Below are 21,089 nucleotides of genomic sequence, written 5' to 3' on the forward strand. Positions count from 1 at the left end.
TCCTATTCTGGTTTCCAACCTCCAAGCACAAATGTAGGATCAGTGTATTGTTGAATAAGCAAACTGTCGTTTTCTTTTGTTAACTGACGAGAAATAGGATGCCTCTCGCTTATGTTTATTGGTTCTCCAGAAGTTTTATCTGTAGAATTATATTCCCAATAATGAATGCTATGTGTGTTTTCACCACGTACAGCCCAACCTTTTGGATCAATACCATCTAAAGTACAGTTAAGCAACACAGCTTCGCAATATGGATATCCTTCTCCTCTATTATCTGTGGTACGTGCTAAAACGGCTTTATTTTTTCCTGTGTTTGTAAAACTACAGTTTAGAAATACGTTACCATGATTCTCGGCTGTGTTTCTAATCCACATGAATGGTCCAGGCGATAAAAACTCACAGTTTTTAAAGAATGCTGGACCTCTGCCTAAAATCATATCTCCACCTCCATCTATTTTTACATCTTCAAAATATGCTGGTCCGTTGGTTTGCAAAGCATCTCCATCACCAACTATAGTGACGTTTTTTACTAACACCTGATCTCCGTTAATCAGTAAGCCTTCCGCCTGTCCTTTTAATAATGTTTTTACAGTGAGGTTTTTCAGCTGAATGTTACTACAATTATCTATCGCAAACGCAGCACGTCTCGATGGAAACGTTCCTGGTTTTTCATTGGTCTTTAAATTTCTTGGATGCGGATTGAAAACTTCATTATTAGCATATTGTACAATAGTGCTTGCTCTGCTTTCACCTTCAATAATGATGTTCGATTTATTCCTGAAATAAATCAACTCTTCATACACTCCATTTTTAATTGAAATATGAATGGTATCTTGGTGATGCTCTGGTATAAAATCTAACGCACCTTGTAAAGTGTTAAAGTCACCTTCTCCTCTATCATCCACAACTAATTTCTTTTTAGAAAGTTCTGGTTTATCTTTTTTTGTCTGGAATTGCCATGAGTTTTTATTGTAAATGCCTTTGAAATTTCCATCTGGTGTTGACAACACTGTACTGTCCATTAGAACATAGTACTGCTTATTATAATGAAGCAAATTATGATGTGGATAAATGATTGCTGTACTGTCGTGAACTATAATAGGATAAAAGTGAAATGCATCAGAAAACCCACCAATAATAGTTAATTGGTAATCGTCTGAAGTAGGCAAAGCTCCACCTGAAGGTGTGCCTGGTTTTGTATTGGCATTGGTAGAAACAGGAGTATTATAATTGTATGGTTCTTTAATATAATCGGCATCAGGCTTCTTTTTATATTCGGTTGGTCCTGGTGGAATACTAAGATCTAAAACATCTACTAACGAATCATTAGAGGCGTCAAATATTTTGATTTTTCCTTTGTTGCCGATATTTGGCTGACTTTTAAAAGTAATTTTAAGATGTGTGTCTGGCGAAATTCCCATCTCATTTGCCTCTGGATAAAATACCAAATCTGTACTTTCATCCTTTGTTTCACAAGATACAAGAAGGGTTATTGTTAGGATATAGATGAACTTTATTATTAAAGCGGATGGCTTAGTTTTCATATAATAGCTATTGTTTCTTTTAGTTTTTCATAAAAGTAACAAACTAAATTTTAAAACAGCTTCAAATAAAAAATCCTGAGCGTTAACTCAGGACTTATTTTCATCTACTAATGAAGTTCCTCACAATAAAAACCGTGCATTCCCAACAAGCCCAAAACTGATTCGGCTGTAATGGTGTTACTCTCAACTCGAAGTATGTTATCACAGTCTTCCAAATCAAAATTCCAACGGTCATTTTTAGCCACTAACTTATTAAGTAATGGATTCAGCTTTTGTACTTCATCAGTGTTGTAAATTGAAGTTTTAAATACCAATACAGTTTTTAATAATGTCTCCTTCATAATTACTGTTTTAGTCTCTCATATAAAATAAAGGCGGCTCAATACCCAAAGAACGTAAGTACACATAACCTTGTGCTCTATGGTGAATTTCGTTATCTATAAAATATGAGATCTGTGAATACACCGTACCTTCGTATTGTCCAAATAGCGTAATGTTTTCTTGAAACTGCTCTGGTTTTAATTTTGCCCAAAGCGTGTTGATAGCTTCCGTAGCATCGTCCCAAAGTTTTAAGAAATACTCCTTATTTTTTTTGTGCTTAAACTCTTCGTCAAAAGATTCTGGTTTATCTCCTGTAATTTCTCTTAAACCTGGTTCCGCAATAGCTAAAAGCTCCATAACCATTTTATAAAAAGGACGCATACCTCCTATACTATGATTAAAAAAAGCATCTTCTGGAAAAGCTTCTATAGTACGACGCGTAACACGTCTATGACCTTGCCAATGTTCTAAAAGTTCTGCTGGACTAACAACCTGTGGTTGCGTTTGTTTTGCTGTGGTTTCCATAATAATTTCTGTTTTAATAATTAATGATACAGCAAATGTAAAAGCAGCTTGTGACAGCAGTATGTCAGTAGTATTTTAATTATTTTTATTCTGCTTTTATGTTGTTATGACGTTCCTAAACTTCCTGACAAACCCTTGTCACTATGCCAACCTAAATTTGATCCATCAACCAATAGCATTTAAAAACATAGTGCTATGACGAAACTAAAAGACCTTAATAAAATTCAGATTCATCTTAAAGATTATCTTTGGGATATATGTTGTGCCATTATGAGTATAGATACCGTAAAACGATTCGATCGTATTGTTGCCATACTAGTAAAACTACAATCTAAACGCATTGTTAAAGCTCAAGAGTTAGCAGATAAGTTTGATGTGAGCCTTAGAACCATTTACAGAGATGTAAGAACCTTAGAAGCAGCAGGCATCCCAATTGTTAGTGAGGCTGGTATTGGTTATTCTATAATGGAAGGCTACCGATTACCTCCCGTAATGTTTACCAAAGAAGAAGCTAGTAGTTTTGTAGCTGCTGAAAAGCTTATGCAGAAGTATGTAGATAAATCTTTAGGTAATTATCATGAGTCTGCCATGCTTAAGATAAAATCGGTTTTAAGAGGCAGTGAAAAGGATTGGATTACAGCATTAGAATCTCAGATAACGGTAAGTCCATCGCAACAATTATTTAATAAGAATCTACCTGATGCATTAGAAATTATTTTTGAAAGCATTACCGAACACAAGCAGTTTTTCTTAAAATATCATTCGTTAAATAGCGAAACACCTTCTGAGCGCTTTATAGAACCTGTAGGTTTATTTCATGAAAATAATGCTTGGTATCTTTTAGGATATTGTCTTTATCGGAATGATTACAGACAATTTAGAACCGACCGAATGCTGAACATAAAACGAACCGAAATACCTTTTACCAAAATCCACGGAAATCTTGAAGACCACTTAGCAAAAACAAAAGCACACGAAAAAACCAAAGTGGTTATTAGAGTTGACAAAACTGTAGCGCGCTATATCAGTAGTAGTAAAAAACAAAATGGATTTATCTCTGAACGTATAGTTGGTAACCAAATAGAAATGACGTTTATGTCGTCTCACTTAGAGGACGGTTTTGCCAGATGGTATATTATGTTTGCTGACTATGCCGAAATCGTAGAACCCGAAAGTCTAAAGACACGCCTTAAGGAGATTATGAAAAAAGCTACGGAACGGCTTTAGGTGGTTTTTGGTTTATTGCGCTTATGGTTTGTGTATAGTGTCGTTGTGTGAAAACCCACTAGGATTTTCGTGTTAAGAAACTAAATTAGCAAATCGTTTTTTATTCAAATTCATCACTATTCATTAGTTTTTCAATTTTCCATTGAGAAACTTTACGAATTCTTTTAATTCTGTCCGACAATTCTGAATTGTATTCACAGCGGTTTCTTTCAAATCCAATCCAATCAGGAAAATATTTTTTAGCTAATTCAAAAGTTCGTTTCTCAATCCTTTTCGAGTTCTTCTTTTTGATTACAAAGTTCTTATCAACAATCAAATTCGTTCTATAATTAAGAGCGTATCTTAATGCATTTTCCAATTCTGGATCACATTTTTCAATTCCTTCATCATTCCAAACAATAGCATCAGCTAAAACGTGATAATTCATTTTTGGTTTTTCAGAAACAGATTGAGTAGGAAGACTGTTTTTGTATTTTCTAAAAACTCTTCTCATTAATAATTCCTGTGTAATCCATTCTGCTATTTTGTGCATTAATTATATTATTTTCTAAGGCTAAAATATAGTTCCTTTTCAATGAAATATATCGATTGATAATTAAATAAATTCAGGTTAATGACTAAAAAACAACAGCTATCATATGCCTAAATTCCAGCCTATAATTAGTTTGATCGTATTTGTTTTTACCGTTCCATCTAAATGGTTTGGAACACCACCAATATCAATAACTCCAAAATCATCTCTAATTTCAACAACTAGGTCATTGCTTTCATTTAATGCAATATTTGTTCCTACACCAAATGATAACCCCAAATCAATTTTTTTCTGTTCCGTTATTTCATCATTACTATCATTGGGATAGTTAGAATCAAGTTTGTTATTTAATAAATAATTGAAAAATGGACCACCATTTATAAAGAATTTTGATTTTCCAAATTCATATTTCAATAATAGTGGGACATTTATATATTCATAAATCTCACTAAAACTTTCATCTCCTACTTCTTCTGCATCATAGTTGAAGTATGTCAGTTCTCGTTCCCTATTTTTTCTTTCATAATTAATATTTGCTTTTATTGATAAATCTTCCTTCAGGTAATAATCGAAAGAGACACCTAACAGATAGCCTATTTTAAATTTTCTATTCTTTGCATATTCATACCCTCTGTGATCTGGATAATTTAATCCAGCATTAACTCCTATTTTAAATTTATTTTGGGCTCCTATAGTAACTGAAAACAAAAATCCAATTACAATTAAAAATAATTTACGTTTATACATACATTTTTTATAATTAAAGAAATATTAAATAAACAAGATATAAGTAGTACTATACAACACATCTCTTTATCAACAAATTTAAACTTTGTAGATTCACTTTCAATACGTAAAGTCACGTATTTTAATCTAGTCTTGTAATAAAACAGATATTATTCCGTATAATCCATAAAAATCTTAACCAAAGTAGTAATGCCTATAAAGAGAATAAAAAACAAGGATAACTTTCTAAACTTAGATTGTGGGATATAAACCAATATCTTTTTCCCTATAAATGACCCTACCAAACCTATAATTAATAAAAAAGGGACATACTTTAAATCGTGTTTATGTATATAGCCATTATTGTAATACACAAACGTCCGAGAAAAGTCTATCATAAAATCAATAAAAGCTGAAGTGGCTATAAATGCACTTTTTTCTAAATTAAAAGCAGCCATGGTAAGACCTCTAATTGCACCACCTGTTCCTAATAAACCAGCCGAAAAACCTGATAAAGATCCACCTACAATAGCATTCTTGTTTTTTGGCTGAACAATGACGTTACTTTTTATCAAAAAGAATAGGCTTAAAACCACCAAAAAAACACCCAAGAAGATTTCTAAAAAATAGGTGTTTAGATATTTTGAAACAATACCACCTAAAATGACAAATATTACCGAAGGTAAACCTATGTATAACAACAGTCTTTTGTCTAAGCCTTTCTTAAATAAGAAGATTTTACTCAAATTGCTAGACAAATGAAAAATTGCTGTTAAGCCTAATACTGAATAAAAATCGAAATAAAAGTTGCCAATAGGCACAAAAAATACTGAAGAACCAAAACCACCTATTGTACCTATAATTTCAGCTACTAATGCCAAAAGCAAAAATATATAGCTAATATCTTTCATGGTATTTAGTTTTAGTAGATAAACAGCCTTATTAGGTCATATTAAATGTATGAAATAATTAAGTGTAAAACCATTTTTGAGGCTTAATTTATTAGTGAAGTCTTAAAGTTTTTCGCAAATAATATCCAATATTTTAAATGTAGACTTTTACATGTTGCGCTTATCTTTGTGTATAATTGGCTAAATGTTTGAGCAACTAATTTAGAAAATAAAAAACGAATAGAAAATCCGCAAGGATTTTCGTAAGTAGGCCATAACTTGCAATTAATTATACATGTTTTTGTGTGTAGTTTTTCGTATAATAATTTCTGCTATCCCTAGGTTTATTGTCCAGCCTAAAACAGAAACAATTTTATAAGTGTCCATTGGTGGTAATTCAAAAACCGATACAATTCCATATTTAAATAGTCTTAAACTTATTGCAGATAAAGTTAAAGCATAACTTCTAATCATAAAGTTTCTATGTTTTTTAAAACTTCTTTTTTTTATGCTTGTATATGCACTTAATGTAAATACAAACCATAGGATTGAAAGGGTTAAAAAGGATATTTGAGAAATTAAACCTCCGTTTGCGTGATATGACATTATTAATCCAGATGGTGAAGCAACTAATAAAATCAAAAGAATATATACTTTTCCACTAATTTTATGAATAGAAGAGAATCGATTTCTTATTGTTTTAGAAAACTGGGTTAAGCCTAAAGATATAATAATTATGCTTGAATATACGTGACTAAAAAACGCTAATTTATAATAAGCTAATTTAATTTCCTCTTGTTTTAAATTGAGAAAAGCTATTTTGTAATTTATTGGAATGTATTGTATTGTTATTAATACTAATAGATATATGAAATAAACTAAAGAGCCATATAAAATAGCTTTAAGGAAAAAAAAGCGATTTAATTTTAATTTCATTATCCTCTCCCAAAATAATCATAATATTCAATTGCATTCTTTTCATAACGCAAGAGAAGTTTAATATTTTCTTTTTCAATTTCGGTGAATTCTGACTTAACATCTGTATGAACAGGAATATACCAACTTTGAGCATCAAAGAATACTCTTAGTGGTCTATTTTTAAATGAATATCCGTGTCTTGTGTAAATTGTATTTCTTATTATTGTTAAGTCTCCTTTTTTTAAATTTTCGACATCATTTTTTTTCAATAAAGTATTTGACGCATTAATAGTATAAATTAATTTGGTAGCAGTGGCAAATTCTTTTGTTATCCATTCTTCAAATTCTCCTTCTTCATATTCTTCAAGAGTTTTTTCTTCAGTAAAATTATTCCAATCAACATACTCTTTTACTTGCTCTAGCATTATATCTGGATTATATGCAAAAACTTTTTTTATCAGCTCGTATTTTCGATTCTTGATATCAATATTTTTATAAGCAGTCCATTTACCAATTAATTTATTTTCTGTAATTGTAAATTTAAATTCCCCATCATATTTATCATCTCCTGGTTCTTTTACGTGGAACACCCCATTTAGTAATTGCCCTGCGAAGGGTCTGTTGTTACCAGCAACAACACTATGCCCAATTATTAAACTGTCAGTGATTTTATCTATTGATATATTTATTTTATTCTCCCTATTCCAATAAAAACCTTCGTCAGCATAAATAGCTTTTTCAGTATAACTATCTTTTGTGTCTTCTTTGAAATATCCAATCCAAGAGCCTAAAATCTTCTCATTATTAGAATTAGCTTTGACCTTGTTTTCAGGTATGTAATTTGTTTTTTTTTCTTCTATTATTGTATTCTGTTCAATAATTTCAGTTCCATTCTCAATTTTAATTTTTGACTCTGAATCTTTAATTTTTGAATTACAACTAATAATTAAGAACGCAATAACAAGAATAGATATATAATTTTTCATTTTTCAGAATTAATATTTTCAATTACGACAACGTTAAGATATAGTTCCAATTCAATGAATTATATCGATTGATAGGCGAAGTTAGTTTTTTCTAAGCATAGTTTCAAGACTTAAAGTCACGTATTTTCTTACTAAAAAGAACATTTACAACACAATAGTAGGAGAAATGCGTTTTAAATTGTTATATATTTATAACATAAGAAGTTAAATTTAACAGCTTAATAATCAATTTAATCAACTATTATGAAAAAATCAATCGTACTTATTCTTTCTTTAGTTTTAGTATTTGCCTGTTCTAAAGACAAATCAGAAAATATTGAAGGAGACTTTTCTATCTCTGGAAAATTTGTAACTCCAAACAGTAACGATGCCATATCTAAGGCATCGGTTAAGCTATACAGCAATAGTACTATTGTAAAAGAAACAGATACAGATAGTGAAGGTAATTTCACCCTGTCTGGTATTGAATCTGGCGAATACGAATTAACTATTGCTAAAGGACTTTTTACAACTACACAAAACGTAATATTAGATGAAACTAATGATGTTTTTGACATCACTTTAGATAATATTGAATTTACAAGTTTTCCTAATATTGCCGTAGTAACAGGCTCTTACGATCATATTGAAGATGTATTATACAATATAGGTTTAGTAAACCCTATAACACAAGAACCTTTATTTGACATCATAGATGGTAGTGGACCTTTTGATAGACCAATTGGAGATGCCCATAATAGTAGACATCAATCTTTAATGGGTAGAAACTTTAACCCTCAATTAGAACCAAATGTAGATTTTGATTTTGGTGATCTTATTGATTCTCCAACCTTATTGAGTAATTATGATATCATTTTCTTAAACTGCGGACTAGATAATAGTAAATTGGCTTCTAGTAATAATCTTACACAATATGTCGCTGATGGCGGTTTATTATATGCTACAGACTGGGCTTATGAATATCTTAATGATATTACTGCTGACGGTAATCAGTACCTGAGCTTCTATAATCCTTACAAAAGCGGAGAGTCACTAAGCACTGAAGCCGAAGTCTTTAATACGGATTTGCTAGATTGGTTAACACTAAATTATAATATTACCATAGAAAATAACACAGTAACTATTGATGAATTTTTACCTAGCTGGCAAGTTGTTGATAGTTATGATGAAACTACAGTTTTGCCTTGGTTAAATGGACCAATAACTTATAACGGCATAACCGAAAACAAGTATTTAGCATACACATTCCTTCATGGAAATGGTGGTGTGCTTTACTCCTCTTTCCACACTGAAAATGAAACTTCTGATGCCACAACTGTAGAACGTGTAATGCAATATCTTACTTTTGAACTCTCAGATTTAAAGAACGAATAAGAAGTAAAATCTTTCTATAATTAAAAAAGCCCTGAGAAGTCCTTGGGGCTTTTTTGATAATTCTTGTTTTCTCATAAAATATCAAAGGGGAAATTGAGTATTCAGAAATACCTCTTTAAATTCACGAAATTAAGATCATACATAATCTAATCTGAATATAAATCTACATTGGTAACAAAAGCTCTATATTTAAAAAGTGCAACGAACACAACTCCTCCTATAGCATTTCCTATTAATGCTAGCACTTGAAATGTTAAGTAGTCCACAAAACCTATATCTGCACTAGTGATCATTCCTGAAAATACTTCTATACTTCCTATAATACTATGATGTAGTCCTGTAAATGACATCGTAGCGGTAATCATAAAAATAATTACAAAACGGGTAATAGTATCCCTAGATGAGGTTACTAGCCAAGACAACAATCCCATTAACCATCCTGCCAAAATTGCACTTACCAAAATAACTAATGGAGAAAAACTAATCACATGATTAGCAACAATAGATACAGTATCGTACTCAAATAAACCCAGTTTAGGACAAATCCATAAAAAAACTAAAGAAATGATATAGCCACCGATTAAATTACCTGCTATAACTATTCCCCATAATCCCAACAAACTTTTAACCGAACGTTTTTTATTAAAAACTGGTAGAGATAACAAGGAAGTCTGTTCTGTAAACAATACTGACTGACCAAATACCACTAAGATAAAACCTAAAGGATAAGCCAGACTGATAAGCTTAAACAATGCATCATTAGAAAAATCATTACTAAAAAAACTAAAAATAGTACCCATCAACAAATAACTAAACCCTATTTCCATACCAGCAGTAAACGAAGAAATGAATACGCTTCGTCTATGAGCATCAAAAGTTTCCATACCTTCAATAAGCTGTTCGCGTAAAATTTCTCCGTGAGACTTAGCTACATCAGCCGAATCAGAAACAGATTGCTTAATTTCCTGATCTATTGTTTTTTGAGCTGAATCGGCTGGAGGTGTCTGTTCTTTCATAATTTTTCAAACACAAAATTACTCAAATACATTGCTGTATACAACTTGTACTACACTTTTGAAGACATAATAAGAATATTTATATTCTACTGATATTATCGAAATAATTATGGGTTATTTATTAAGTGTCAGATTGTACTAGAAACCAAAACCGTAGCTTTATACAATCATTTTAGTTGGTATCTAGTTAATGTTGGTTACTTCAATTCCTTTATTTTTGTTAAATTTGCAACCATAGGCTATTATTAAAATAGTAGATTCTTTAATTGGATATGAAAAAGAATCTTAGCTATATCCATTACATGTTGTACCAACATTTTTTCTATCCAAAAATCCTTGTTTTACTATAATTAGAGTTATTAGCAGAACTTGGATTCACTATTTAAAAGTGCTAATTCTTCAAGACAACTTACGTTGTGGTTTTAGAAAACCTAATCATTAAAATACGAAATGAAAAATAAAATGAAAATCAGAGTCACACTCAGTAAAGGTGTTACTGTGCCTAGTCTTATTTTTATTGTAATCATTTGTTTACTCTCGGCAATTTATCCAAAACTTACCGAGAACTTACTCAATACAGTTAAGGATTTTATTTTCATCAACCTGAACTACGTCTATGTATGGTCAGTGACTATTTTCATACTCTTCCTTTTTTATCTTATGTTCAGTAAATTTGGAAATATTAGGTTGGGCAGAAACAACAGTAAACCCGATTACTCTTTCTTTTCATGGATTTCTATGCTTTTTGCAGCAGGTATGGGTATTGGGCTGATGTACTTTAGTGTAGCCGAACCTATGCAACATTATTCTAATGAAGTTTTTTCTGCAAATACTACTGTTCAGAAAGCTAAAGACGCTCAACTCTTTACCTTTTTTCATTGGGGCATACATGCTTGGGCTATTTATGGTATTGTTGGTTTAGCCTTATCTTATTTCGCTTATCGTTACCGATTACCATTATCACTACGAAGTTGTTTTTACCCTTTGTTAAAAGATAAAATCAAAGGAAAATGGGGAAATATTATAGATGTGTTTGCGCTTTGCAGTACATTTTTTGGTATTACAACAACCTTAGGGTTTGGAGTTGTTCAGATTAACTCAGGATTAGAAACACTCAACGTCGTTCCTGGAAGTAGTTTTACTTACCAAGTAATTATTGTTGTAGTGCTAATTTCACTTTCCATAATTTCTGCTGTAAGTGGTGTAGATAAAGGAGTAAGAATTTTGAGTAGTATCAACATCATTAGCGTTATTGTACTTTTGCTATTCGTTTTATTTTTAGGCCCAACTGTTTATCTTATTGGTAGCTTTACCGAAGGTATTGGGAATTATATCAACAATTTTTTCACCCTAACTTTCAACACCCATGTTCATGAAGAAAACATGCAACCTTGGTTTTATGATTGGACAATCTTATACTGGGCATGGTGGATTTCATGGTCGCCTTACGTAGGACTCTTCATTGCGAAAATATCTAAAGGAAGAACCATAAGAGAATTCATAGCTGCTGTTCTCATTCTACCTACAGTATTCAATTTTATTTGGATGACAGTCTTCGGGAACAGTGCCATATGGTTTGATATGAATGTTGCTGATGGAGCATTAAGCCTTCTGGCTTCAAACCCTGATGCGCTAATGTTTCGCTTTCTAGAATACTTACCCTTAACCAAGATTACTAGTTTTTTAACCATAGCTATCATTATTATTTTCTTTGTTACTTCTGCCGACTCTGGCATGTTTGTAATGAACAGCATTGCCACAAAAAATGCTCGTATCTCTCCTAAATGGCAAACTGTGGGTTGGGGAATTTTACTTGCTTGTTTGGCTTTAATGTTATTAAATGCAGGTGGATTAAACGCTCTTCAAAGTATGACCTTGATAACCGCATTGCCATTTTCAATTATTATGCTGCTTTTTATTGTGAGTTTGGTTAAGGCACTTTCTATCGACAAGAATTATTACGAACGTGATTTTTCGTTAACTACTGTACCTTGGTCTGGCCAGTCTTGGAAAGAGCGATTAGGTAGAATCAACTCCTTAAAGGATAAAAAAACAACAAACCAATACATCAATACCACTGCTAAGGAAGCGTTTATAGAGTTACAAAAGGAATTTGAAAAGAACGGAATAGATGCTAGAATTAATCAGTATAGCGATCCTCAAAAAGTTGAAATCGAGATAAAGTACGATATTGTAAATAATTTTATCTATGGTGTAAAGAACGAATCTAAAATAGTATCCGAATATCTATTGAACGAGGAAAATTTACAGGATATTGATGATAATCAGACCTTTTTTCCTAAGTCTTATTTTGGCGATGATCGTAAAGGATATAATGTACTACTCTTTACAAAGAACGAACTCATATCAGATGTTCTGAAACACTATGAGCGATTTATAGAAATCATTTCTGAAGAAAAAAATGAAATGTTTGTAAGCAGTAATACCAACAGAAAATTGAGGTGATCTAACTATTTAGAATAATAGTATAATTAGCTCATCTAAAAAATAAAAAACTAGTTACAGATCAGTTTATATTTCCAAACTTATCCTTTTATAGTATAAATCATATAAGTAAATTTAGGCTGTAAATCATTATAAACTGTGTTTTATTTCACTGACAATTCATTACTGATGATTTGAATAAATTTTTCATTCCATTTTTTATAATCGTGCCCACCATCAAACTCATTAATTTCAGATATTAAATTCAGTTCTTCATATTTTGTTTTCAAAAACTCAGCATCTTGTTTAAGAAAAAATGGTTCCTCACTTCCATATTCTAAGTACAGTTTAGGATAATCAACGTTGCTTTTCCAAGAGTTTGTTTGAATATCTCCACCAAATGTTGAAAAACAAAGGTAAGTCCCTATACTCTCTGGATGACTATTTAATAAATGTAGTCCAAAGCCAGCACCATTTGAAACTCCATAAAAATATCTATCTTCTTTAGTTAGTTTTTGGTTTAATTTACTTTCTACCGAGGATATCAATTCGTCGTTAAAGTATTGCATATGGTTTTTAAACCTGTTAGCAATTTTAGAATTATTATAACCTTCAGAATACTGATTTAGGTATTCAAAATATCTATATGCTAAATACATTTTATCTCCGTTTCCCAATGTACCACTACTGTCTGCAATTTTCTGGTTTGAATAGCTTTTAATTAAAATAGTTGGTTTAATGATGTTCCTTTCGATTAAGGAGTCTAATGTTTTTTGATAAAAACTATTCTTCTTTATTTCGTTACCATCCGTTGAGTATATAATGGGATATCTTTTTGTGCTATCAAAGTCTTTTGGCAAGTAAACGTTATGTTTACGGTATTCATTCAGAAAATTACTGTAGATTGAATCTGTGAAATATTTAGATTCTGAATTTGATGTAGATATTTTCGATTGACAAGAAACTATTAAAAATCCAACAATTGCAATTATTATTCTATTTTTTCTCATTGATTGTTTTTTTTTGTAATACCATAACGACCTAGAATTTATTTCATTGCGGAATCATCTGCTCAATTATTTCATCAATAGCAAAAGTTAGCAAGCTTGTTTTAAGCTTTCTTATAATCTAAGCTGCTGCGAATTAAAACATTTATATGAAATGTTATTTTTTTAGCTCAAATTCAATTTTTTTTACTTGAGATTTCATTTCCTTTATTGCATAATTGATGTTTTTATTGGCAACAGGTATATAACCGCCTGAAAGAACTAAAAATTCATTGAAGTCTTCACTATCATGTATTAACTCATAATTAACCTTATAGTTTACTTTTATACCATCTGAAGTATCAGGGATAACCTCTTTTTCAAAAATTTTAGAAACCAAATCATGCTTTTTATAAAGTTGTCTTCTTATAAATTCATTGACCCAAAATTCGACTGCTTTTAATTTTACCTCGTATAAATTTGTAATGCTGTTTCTGAGTTCAGAATTAGAAATTTTATCTAATCCCGTAGATTTTATAGACTCATATGGACTATAATTTATCACCATAGCTATACCACCTTCTCTTACCTTGGTAAAATGGTAAACTAGCGAATCGTGAGAGTATGTAGGTTCATTACGAATAGTTGTCAATTTAATTACGCTTCGTTTTAAATCTTCAAGAGCATTAAGCCCTCCCTCCATATTATATATATCTTTATCTAAAGCATCCTTAATCTCCCTGAGCATAGTCAACTCATAATTCCTATTTATTCTTTCTTGATTTTTATTATTGATTTGTAGCGCTATCAATATTCCAATAACTACAAGTATGATTTCACCAACAGCATAAATCAGATATTTACTGAATTTATTTTCAGAGAGGAGTTTCTGTCTTATTTTTCTAAAGAATTTTATCATTGGTAAAGGTTAGTTATACTAAAGAACAACTGCTTGGATATGATTTGTGTGGAATCGTCCAAAAGACCATTCCTTGCAAGAAACCAGCTTGGTTAAGTTTACATTTTATACAAATAAAACATAGATCACACTGAATAATAGACATTGTTGTGCTTTCGTTATTATTAAAATTCAATTCTCAAATTTCTTCAACTCTAGTCTTACATCATCTAAAATTTCAGAAATGCGCATGTTTATTCTTTCAGTGTACTGAAAGTTTAATTCTGCGTCTACACCTATCAGTGTGCTGACGTGGTACTTGGAGTTGGAATCATTTTTAAAGCCTTCAATGTCTGTTTTAAAATGCTCTAAATCTTTATTTGAAATTATTCTATTTTCTCTATTATAATTTTTCCACAAGTGCGCCATTATTTCTGCATCAAAATATTTGTATAAATGAGCATTATACTTCTCTTTATGCTTATGAGCTTCCGTAAATAAAAATGAATTGGCAGCCCTAATACTACTCTTGTAATTTGAAATTTTTGTTTTCAAATTTTCACTTTTAATAAGACTCAAATTTCCCGAAGAAATGATTTCATCATACGTTGGTGTGCTACTATTAAAGAGCAAGGCTTTACTATTATAGAACAAGAGGCTTACTAAAGAATCAGCTCGGAGGTTGTTCTTTCCTTCTAAAAATAGTCTTATTCTCATCCCATCCTGTACTTTTAAGTTAGTCAACCAAGCCTGTGTTTCAATATGGCTACTATCCTTTTCAAATTCCTTTTGCAATTGTTGTAATAGATAATATTCTTTCTTGGAGTTCTTTTTTCGTTCATTCCAAGTGTTGATTTGAAGGGCAATCAAAATGCCTATAACTACAAGTATAATTTCTCCAATTGCGTAAATCAGATACTTACTGAATTTATTTTCAGACAGAAGCTTTAGTCTAAATTTTCTAAAGAATTTTATCATTAGAGGTTAGTTTCTCTAAAGATATGATTTTTAATCTATTGAAATTCTGGAAATGGTAAAGCAATTCCGATTAGGACACGAGCACGCAGTGCAAACTATGCGATAGCAAATTTTCAGAAGTGAGCGAGTTTATCTTTGAGCATATCTATGCCAATACACAGGGATACCGTAGAGCTTTAGATAACGATTTACTGCCTTTTCTAAACAACCGTTAGGTCCCCTTCCTAACAGAAGAACAAATGATTTACGACAAAGGTGAAGATCTAAAACTAAAGCTCAAACGCATTATGAATTCTTATGTTATAGAATAAATAAAAAGCCTCTCATGGTCATTGAGCTTGCCAAAATGTGAGAGGTTTTTTTTAATGTGCTTATCGGTAACGTATAAGAATAGTAGCAAATTTTAAGTAATTACTTTTCAGTCTATAACTGACCTTTATTTTATTAATCATCTTTCGTTTAAGCACCAAAAATCTCTATTTTTTATATACATTGTTGACAATAGTTTTTATTTCATTTAAATATGTTTTTTTCATTTCAGGTGATTGAAATTTAACAAGCTCGTTTATTTTTCTGATTGAAATATCCTTTTTAGCATAAAAATAAGCAAATAGTTCAGTTGTAATCAATGTAACATTTCTAAAATATCTGAATTCAAATTTGCCCTTTTCATCATCAGGTATATTTGGAATTTTAATGTTTTTAAACATTACATTCTCTCTAATTTCTCTTCTTTTATTTGGCATTAAATTAAAAGGAATAAGTAAACCAGAAATAACTGCATTCCAACATCTACAACCTTCGATGAAGTTTATATTCTTGAAGCTAGTACTCCACATATAACTATGTGAAAAATCCACATCAACTAAAGTTATATGATTAAATTTCGTGTCACCTAATACACAACCACTGAAATCAATGTTTTTAAGGTAGCTAAATGAGAAATCTAGATGATTCAAAACGGCATATAAAGAAGTACGCTCGTCAATTTGACTCATATCAATTCCTTTAAATAAATTTCTACCCCATTCTGGAATATTGTTTTCATTTGTTCTTCTATTAGTAGATTGAATTATTAAATCAAATAACTTTTTTGGGTTTATTTCATACTCTTTATTAAATAACACAGGTTTGTTAATATTGCTTAAGTCATTACAAAGTTTATTTCCAACTAGTAAAGCTATCCATTTATCAAAATCAAGAGGTAATTCATAAATAGAGGTATTTTGGATTAACGTTAACTCATTGTCGTATAATGATGATTTTAAATCACTTTTTGTAAGCAAGTAAGTATTATTTGAGTTTATAATTTCCTTACACAAATAAAGTATCTTGTCTATCTTAGCTTTATTAAAAGCCCAATCTTCAATTAGTTCTATTGGATATTCTACTTCATCGGGTTTTATAGGGTATTTGTTAAACCACTCGTAGTATAAGCTATTACAGAATAGATTATTGTTTTTTTCTGTTGCCAGCGTAGCTAATAATGGAAATAATAGTTTTCTTTTTTCAACTGTTTCAGAAGCTTTTGTGTCGTTTGTCGAATCCTTTAATAAAATTAATAGGTCAATTAAAAATCTAATTGTTTGTTCAGTTGGAAAGCCCAGAAGAAGTTTTGCTCTGGCTTCTGCTATATTGAAATCTTTGTCTACCGAGTATTTAATAAATACTTTCAAGTAATACTCAGCCAATAGTATCTCGGCAAAGGATTGATGTTGAAAATGTAATTTATTATCATTTTCGCCAAAATATGAATGAGATAAAAATTCAATTTCTGTAACCTTTTTGTTTTTATAGCGTTCTAATATTTCATTGTCAGATTCGTGGCGGTTATCTCCGTCAAGAACTCGACATATATCAGCTTTTTTTAATGAACCTTGCTTACCTTGATGTCTTTCAAACATCCATAATGCTGATATTGAATGAAGCAAATTTCGATACTCAAATTCTTCACTTAAGTTTACGTGATAACTAGGATCGTTAATATGCTTTGCATCTTTCGAAAGAAGATTTAGAAATGATAAATAAACTCCTATTTTACCAACCTCAAGAAAATTTACATTATTTAAGATTAGTTGATAAATCATATAAGCAAAAATGGGTCTTCTTAATTCGCTTTTTGACAATGTTTTATTTTCAACTAATGCTTTGTAAATGTCGTATTCCCCATCTTCATAAACAGCTGTTAATATTTTATTTATAATTCCACTTGTTTTTGATATATCGATTCTTGGTGCATTTTTTATGGAGGAAATTAGCCAATCATTGAATTGTTTTTTTTTGAAACCATATATCGAAATAAATTGAGGAATTTCTCTTTTTGCTTTATTTAATCTGGTTTTGGGTTTATGACATTTTAAGTGTTGGTCCAATCCTTCGTCAAAAGGTCTTGTAGTGACTATAATTTTATTAGTCCTATATTTTTGTTTATCAATATTTTGTATTTGTTGAATAGAGTTAATAACTTTCTCAATACTCACTTTATTTAACTCGCCACTTTCATCTAATGAATCTATTAAAAACACATATTTCTTTTTGGCAAATTCATCTGATTTAATATCAATGGCATATTCAGTTAATAAATAATCTTCAATTACTCCAAGTCTTGTGTTGTGTGAATAATTATGAAAATTTCGCAGATTAAAATAGATTGGAAATTCACCCTCTCTAGTATTAATGTATTTTTTAGCTAATTCAGAAGCATAATGTTTTAGAAAAACCGATTTACCTTTACCAAAATCTGCCACTATAAATAAAATTTTGTCTAGGTTGTTTTCTGAATTGATTTTAAAATATTCTTCAATCAATTCTAATACTGGATTTAATTTTTTTTCTTTTTCATTTTCATCATCATTTTCCTCATATAAATTCTCATTCTCGCTTTCAAAACTTTTGAAAGTATTTACATCTTTCCATATGCCAAATGTTTCCTCATATTTAAGATTTTCATTAGAAGTAAATCCTATTACACCTAATTTGGACGTATCCCAAAGTAATCTAGTCTCGTTTTTTCCTAATGCATATTCAGAAATTAGTTTTAAATGCTCCTCATAACTTTTGCCGAAATTTTTTTCAACTTCAGAGCTGATATTTGAATTAAAATCTAAAAGAAATTTATTAATTACACTTGTATTAATACCAAGTTTTTTAAGAATACTTACATAATTGTTTTTTACAAAGTTTATAGATGGATGATATTCGGGTTGAAATATTAGTAGTATATTAGAAGAATGAAACGTTTTAATTTCTTTGTCGACTATTGATTCATAAATCAAAGAAAATTCATTGGCAGATAACAAGTTAGTTAAATCATCTTCAATTTTTTCAATTGAATTATTTGCTTGAATAAAGGCTGACTTAAGATATACTTTTTCTCCAAAATCTTTGAGCTTATTTTTCTCAAGTTTATCAAAGTATTTATCTATCAGTGTTTTACCAAACAACTTAATTATTATTCCAGCAGTACCAGTAGAATTCTCTAATACATCTTGAGCATTTTCTTCAAAATTATTCTTTGTCCAGTCAGCAACATTTTTGATGACATCTGGTAAATTATCAATTATTTTTGAGGTTATTTTATTCATTCAGTTCAAATTATTGCTAACGTCAAGACACAGTTTCATTTCAATGAACTATATCTGTTAAAAGGCAAACTTAACTTTTAATAAACTATAAGTCAATACGTAAAGTCCGTACATTTTAAACAAACTGCTCTAAGTCCATAACATTAATCGTATCATGGCTGGTATGCGCCACCACTACTCCTTCTCGTATCACTAAAAGTTGAGCTACAATAAATTATAACCCATTAGTATATGCCTTTTTCTTATAAACTACTGACAGGCTTTTAATATCATTCCCCATTTATTTGGAACTATTATTTTATCGCCATCAAAAACAGTTTCACTTAATAAGTCTACCATACAATGAGTTCTCAACTCTGGAATATCTAAAATGAATTCTTCACCTCCATTGTTGATGGCAACAACTATGCTTTCACCTTCATATTGGCGTTCAAAAACAAAAATACCTTTAGCATCATTCGTAAATACTGTTTTATATGTACCTTGTTGTAGTGAAGGGTGATCATTTCGTATAGAAATGAGCTTTTTGTAGTGATTAAATAAAGAGGTATTGGTTTCAACCTTATCTGGTTTGTGAGTAGAACCATCTGCATTAAAAACTTCATCTTCATACACAATATCATCCCAAATCATCGGTTTTCTACAATCCGGATCATTACCTCCCCACATTCCAACTTCATCACCATAATAAATCATAGGTGCGCCTACGTAGGTCATTTGCATAATGGCAAACAGTTTTTGCAAATCAATATCTTCTTTTTGAGGTTTCCGTGTGGAATAATTAGGATTGTTTCCTGCTACCGAAGCATTAAAATATGTTCCCCAGTTTCTAAAATTTCCAATTCCCCTATCACGATTTACAATGTGTGAACCAATTCTATTAGAATCATGACTACCAAAAAGGTTTTGAGAAACATAAGCCACACCTTCAGGATATAAGTCTCTAAGAGCTTTTAATTTTTGAGCATATGTACTCGCATTAATTTTAGTAGAATCTGTATTGAAAAAGAATTCTGCTGAGGCAAATGCAAAATTATAGTTCATTTCTCCATCAAACTCATCTCCTTGCATATATGGCGTCACTTTTTCTGGATCATCAACAATTTCAGCTGTCATATAAGCTTCAGGGTTAATTGATCTAACATGTTTTCTCCATTTTTTCCAAAATGGATGACCAATACAGTAGGCAACATCTAGTCGCCATCCGTCTATGCCGTGTTCAATACCCTTGTTTTGAGGATTCATCCAGCGTTGGGTAGCATTGAAAATATATTTTTTAGGACCTTCTACAATTCCTGTACTATCTTCTTTAAATTCTGGAAGCGATTTTACTCCAAACCAGCCTTCATAATCAAATTCAGTTCCTTTTTCTTCATCATTCCAAGACTTAATCATAAACCAATCCTTGTACGGCGAATTCTGTTGGTTTTTTACCACATCCTGAAAAGCAAAACTATTGTAACCTAAATGGTTGAACACACCATCAAAAATGATTTTCATATCACGGCTATGCGCTTCATCAATTAATTGCAAGGCTAGTTTATCAGCACTCGTCCAAACCCAAGTAGATGGATCCAAAGGATTTTCAGATGCTATTAATTTCCTATCACCTTCTGGATCAGGACCAAAATTAGGGTCTATATGATGGTAACTTTCGCCATCATATTTATGTAACGAGGGCGACTGAAAAACGGGATTTAAATAAATAGCTGTGATGCCTAAATCTTGTAAGTAATCTAGTTTATTTATAACTCCCTGTAAGTCTCCTCCATAACGTCTTCTTAAAATATGTTTCCACAATTCAGGCTCTCCGTTTGCCTTCTCATAGTCTTGTAAGGCATACCAATCGCTTCCCCATGGATGAACCTCCCATTCTTTAGGTAGTTCTTTAGGATCCGCTCCTTTTAAATCGTTTATTGTCGGATTATTAGTTGAGTCTCCGTCTCTGAAACGCTCTGGAAAAATTTGATACCATACCACGTTTTTAGCCCATTGAGGAACAAATTCTTTATTAACTTTAGATTCTGGTGGATTATTACATGCAGATAAAAAAAGTATTGATAATAGAATACATATCTGGTTGTAGGTGTATTTCATGTTTTTAGTTTAAATTGTATACATCGCTAAGATATAATTACG

The 21,089-nt window shown here is 30.9% G+C and carries 17 protein-coding genes; 3 read left to right on the forward strand and 14 right to left on the reverse strand.

Going from position 1 to position 21,089, the window contains the following annotated elements:
* Nucleotides 1-2: 2 nt before the first annotated feature.
* The 3 genes from QGM60_RS14590 to QGM60_RS14600 form a co-directional block, all read right to left on the reverse strand.
* Entirely contained in the window at nt 3-1,544 is a 1,542-nt protein-coding gene (locus tag QGM60_RS14590) for a pectinesterase family protein (RefSeq protein WP_281140987.1), read from the reverse strand.
* 107 nt (nt 1,545-1,651) lie between these two features.
* Nucleotides 1,652-1,885: a hypothetical protein gene (locus QGM60_RS14595; RefSeq protein WP_281140988.1), complete on the reverse strand. Its 234-nt coding sequence runs from the start codon at nt 1,883-1,885 to the stop codon at nt 1,652-1,654.
* A gap of 10 nt (nt 1,886-1,895) precedes the next feature.
* The gene (locus QGM60_RS14600) at nt 1,896-2,390 is read right to left on the reverse strand and encodes a DinB family protein (protein ID WP_281140989.1); all 495 of its coding nucleotides are present in this window, start codon (nt 2,388-2,390) and stop codon (nt 1,896-1,898) included.
* A 270-nt stretch (nt 2,391-2,660) separates the two neighbouring features.
* Between QGM60_RS14600 and QGM60_RS14605 the strand changes: the two genes are divergently transcribed.
* On the forward strand, nt 2,661-3,617 hold the full coding sequence (locus tag QGM60_RS14605) for a YafY family protein (RefSeq protein ID WP_281141071.1): 957 nt from the start codon (nt 2,661-2,663) through the stop codon (nt 3,615-3,617).
* Between the two features lie 100 nt (nt 3,618-3,717).
* Here QGM60_RS14605 and QGM60_RS14610 read toward each other — a convergent pair whose 3' ends face one another.
* The 5 genes from QGM60_RS14610 to QGM60_RS14630 all read right to left on the reverse strand — a co-directional run bounded on the left by QGM60_RS14610 (nt 3,718) and on the right by QGM60_RS14630 (nt 7,669).
* Entirely contained in the window at nt 3,718-4,149 is a 432-nt protein-coding gene (locus QGM60_RS14610) for a hypothetical protein (RefSeq protein WP_281140990.1), read from the reverse strand.
* Between the two features lie 102 nt (nt 4,150-4,251).
* Nucleotides 4,252-4,896 carry a porin family protein gene (locus QGM60_RS14615; protein WP_281140991.1) on the reverse strand — a complete coding sequence of 215 codons (645 nt, stop codon included), beginning with the start codon at nt 4,894-4,896 and terminating at the stop codon, nt 4,252-4,254.
* A gap of 149 nt (nt 4,897-5,045) precedes the next feature.
* Nucleotides 5,046-5,786 carry a sulfite exporter TauE/SafE family protein gene (locus QGM60_RS14620; protein ID WP_281140992.1) on the reverse strand — a complete coding sequence of 247 codons (741 nt, stop codon included), beginning with the start codon at nt 5,784-5,786 and terminating at the stop codon, nt 5,046-5,048.
* Nucleotides 5,787-6,050: 264 nt separating this feature from the next.
* Nucleotides 6,051-6,701, reverse strand: a complete 651-nt coding sequence (locus tag QGM60_RS14625; RefSeq protein ID WP_281140993.1) for a DUF2306 domain-containing protein — start codon at nt 6,699-6,701, stop codon at nt 6,051-6,053.
* Nucleotides 6,701-7,669 carry a YARHG domain-containing protein gene (locus QGM60_RS14630; RefSeq protein WP_281140994.1) on the reverse strand — a complete coding sequence of 323 codons (969 nt, stop codon included), beginning with the start codon at nt 7,667-7,669 and terminating at the stop codon, nt 6,701-6,703. The genes QGM60_RS14625 and QGM60_RS14630 overlap by 1 nt, the downstream gene beginning before the upstream one ends.
* A gap of 243 nt (nt 7,670-7,912) precedes the next feature.
* Here QGM60_RS14630 and QGM60_RS14635 point away from each other — a divergent pair, with 243 nt between their 5' ends.
* Nucleotides 7,913-9,043, forward strand: coding sequence for a carboxypeptidase-like regulatory domain-containing protein (locus QGM60_RS14635; protein ID WP_281140995.1), 1,131 nt, complete (start codon nt 7,913-7,915; stop codon nt 9,041-9,043).
* Between the two features lie 146 nt (nt 9,044-9,189).
* Here the strand turns inward: QGM60_RS14635 and QGM60_RS14640 are convergent, their stop codons facing one another.
* Nucleotides 9,190-10,059: a formate/nitrite transporter family protein gene (locus tag QGM60_RS14640; protein ID WP_281140996.1), complete on the reverse strand. Its 870-nt coding sequence runs from the start codon at nt 10,057-10,059 to the stop codon at nt 9,190-9,192.
* 462 nt (nt 10,060-10,521) lie between these two features.
* On the opposite strand from QGM60_RS14640, the gene QGM60_RS14645 reads away from it, so the two are divergent.
* Nucleotides 10,522-12,525: a BCCT family transporter gene (locus QGM60_RS14645; RefSeq protein ID WP_281140997.1), complete on the forward strand. Its 2,004-nt coding sequence runs from the start codon at nt 10,522-10,524 to the stop codon at nt 12,523-12,525.
* A 143-nt stretch (nt 12,526-12,668) separates the two neighbouring features.
* Here the strand turns inward: QGM60_RS14645 and QGM60_RS14650 are convergent, their stop codons facing one another.
* The 5 genes from QGM60_RS14650 to QGM60_RS14675 form a co-directional block, all read right to left on the reverse strand.
* A complete protein-coding gene (locus QGM60_RS14650) occupies nt 12,669-13,514 on the reverse strand; it encodes an alpha/beta hydrolase-fold protein (protein WP_281140998.1) in 846 nt (281 codons plus the stop codon).
* Nucleotides 13,515-13,668: 154 nt separating this feature from the next.
* Nucleotides 13,669-14,409, reverse strand: a complete 741-nt coding sequence (locus QGM60_RS14655) for a DUF6090 family protein (protein WP_281140999.1) — start codon at nt 14,407-14,409, stop codon at nt 13,669-13,671.
* Between the two features lie 171 nt (nt 14,410-14,580).
* Complete coding sequence (locus tag QGM60_RS14660; RefSeq protein ID WP_281141000.1) at nt 14,581-15,366, reverse strand: DUF6090 family protein; 786 nt, start codon at nt 15,364-15,366, stop codon at nt 14,581-14,583.
* A 476-nt stretch (nt 15,367-15,842) separates the two neighbouring features.
* Nucleotides 15,843-18,809 (reverse strand): NACHT domain-containing protein, encoded by a 2,967-nt coding sequence (locus QGM60_RS14670; RefSeq protein WP_281141001.1) that lies wholly within the window; start codon nt 18,807-18,809, stop codon nt 15,843-15,845.
* A gap of 390 nt (nt 18,810-19,199) precedes the next feature.
* Entirely contained in the window at nt 19,200-21,047 is a 1,848-nt protein-coding gene (locus QGM60_RS14675) for a glycoside hydrolase family 13 protein (protein WP_281141002.1), read from the reverse strand.
* Nucleotides 21,048-21,089 lie beyond the last annotated feature (42 nt).

This window comes from Winogradskyella sp. SYSU M77433 (assembly GCF_029911945.1).
In the GTDB taxonomy this organism is placed as follows: Bacteria; Bacteroidota; Bacteroidia; order Flavobacteriales; family Flavobacteriaceae; genus Winogradskyella.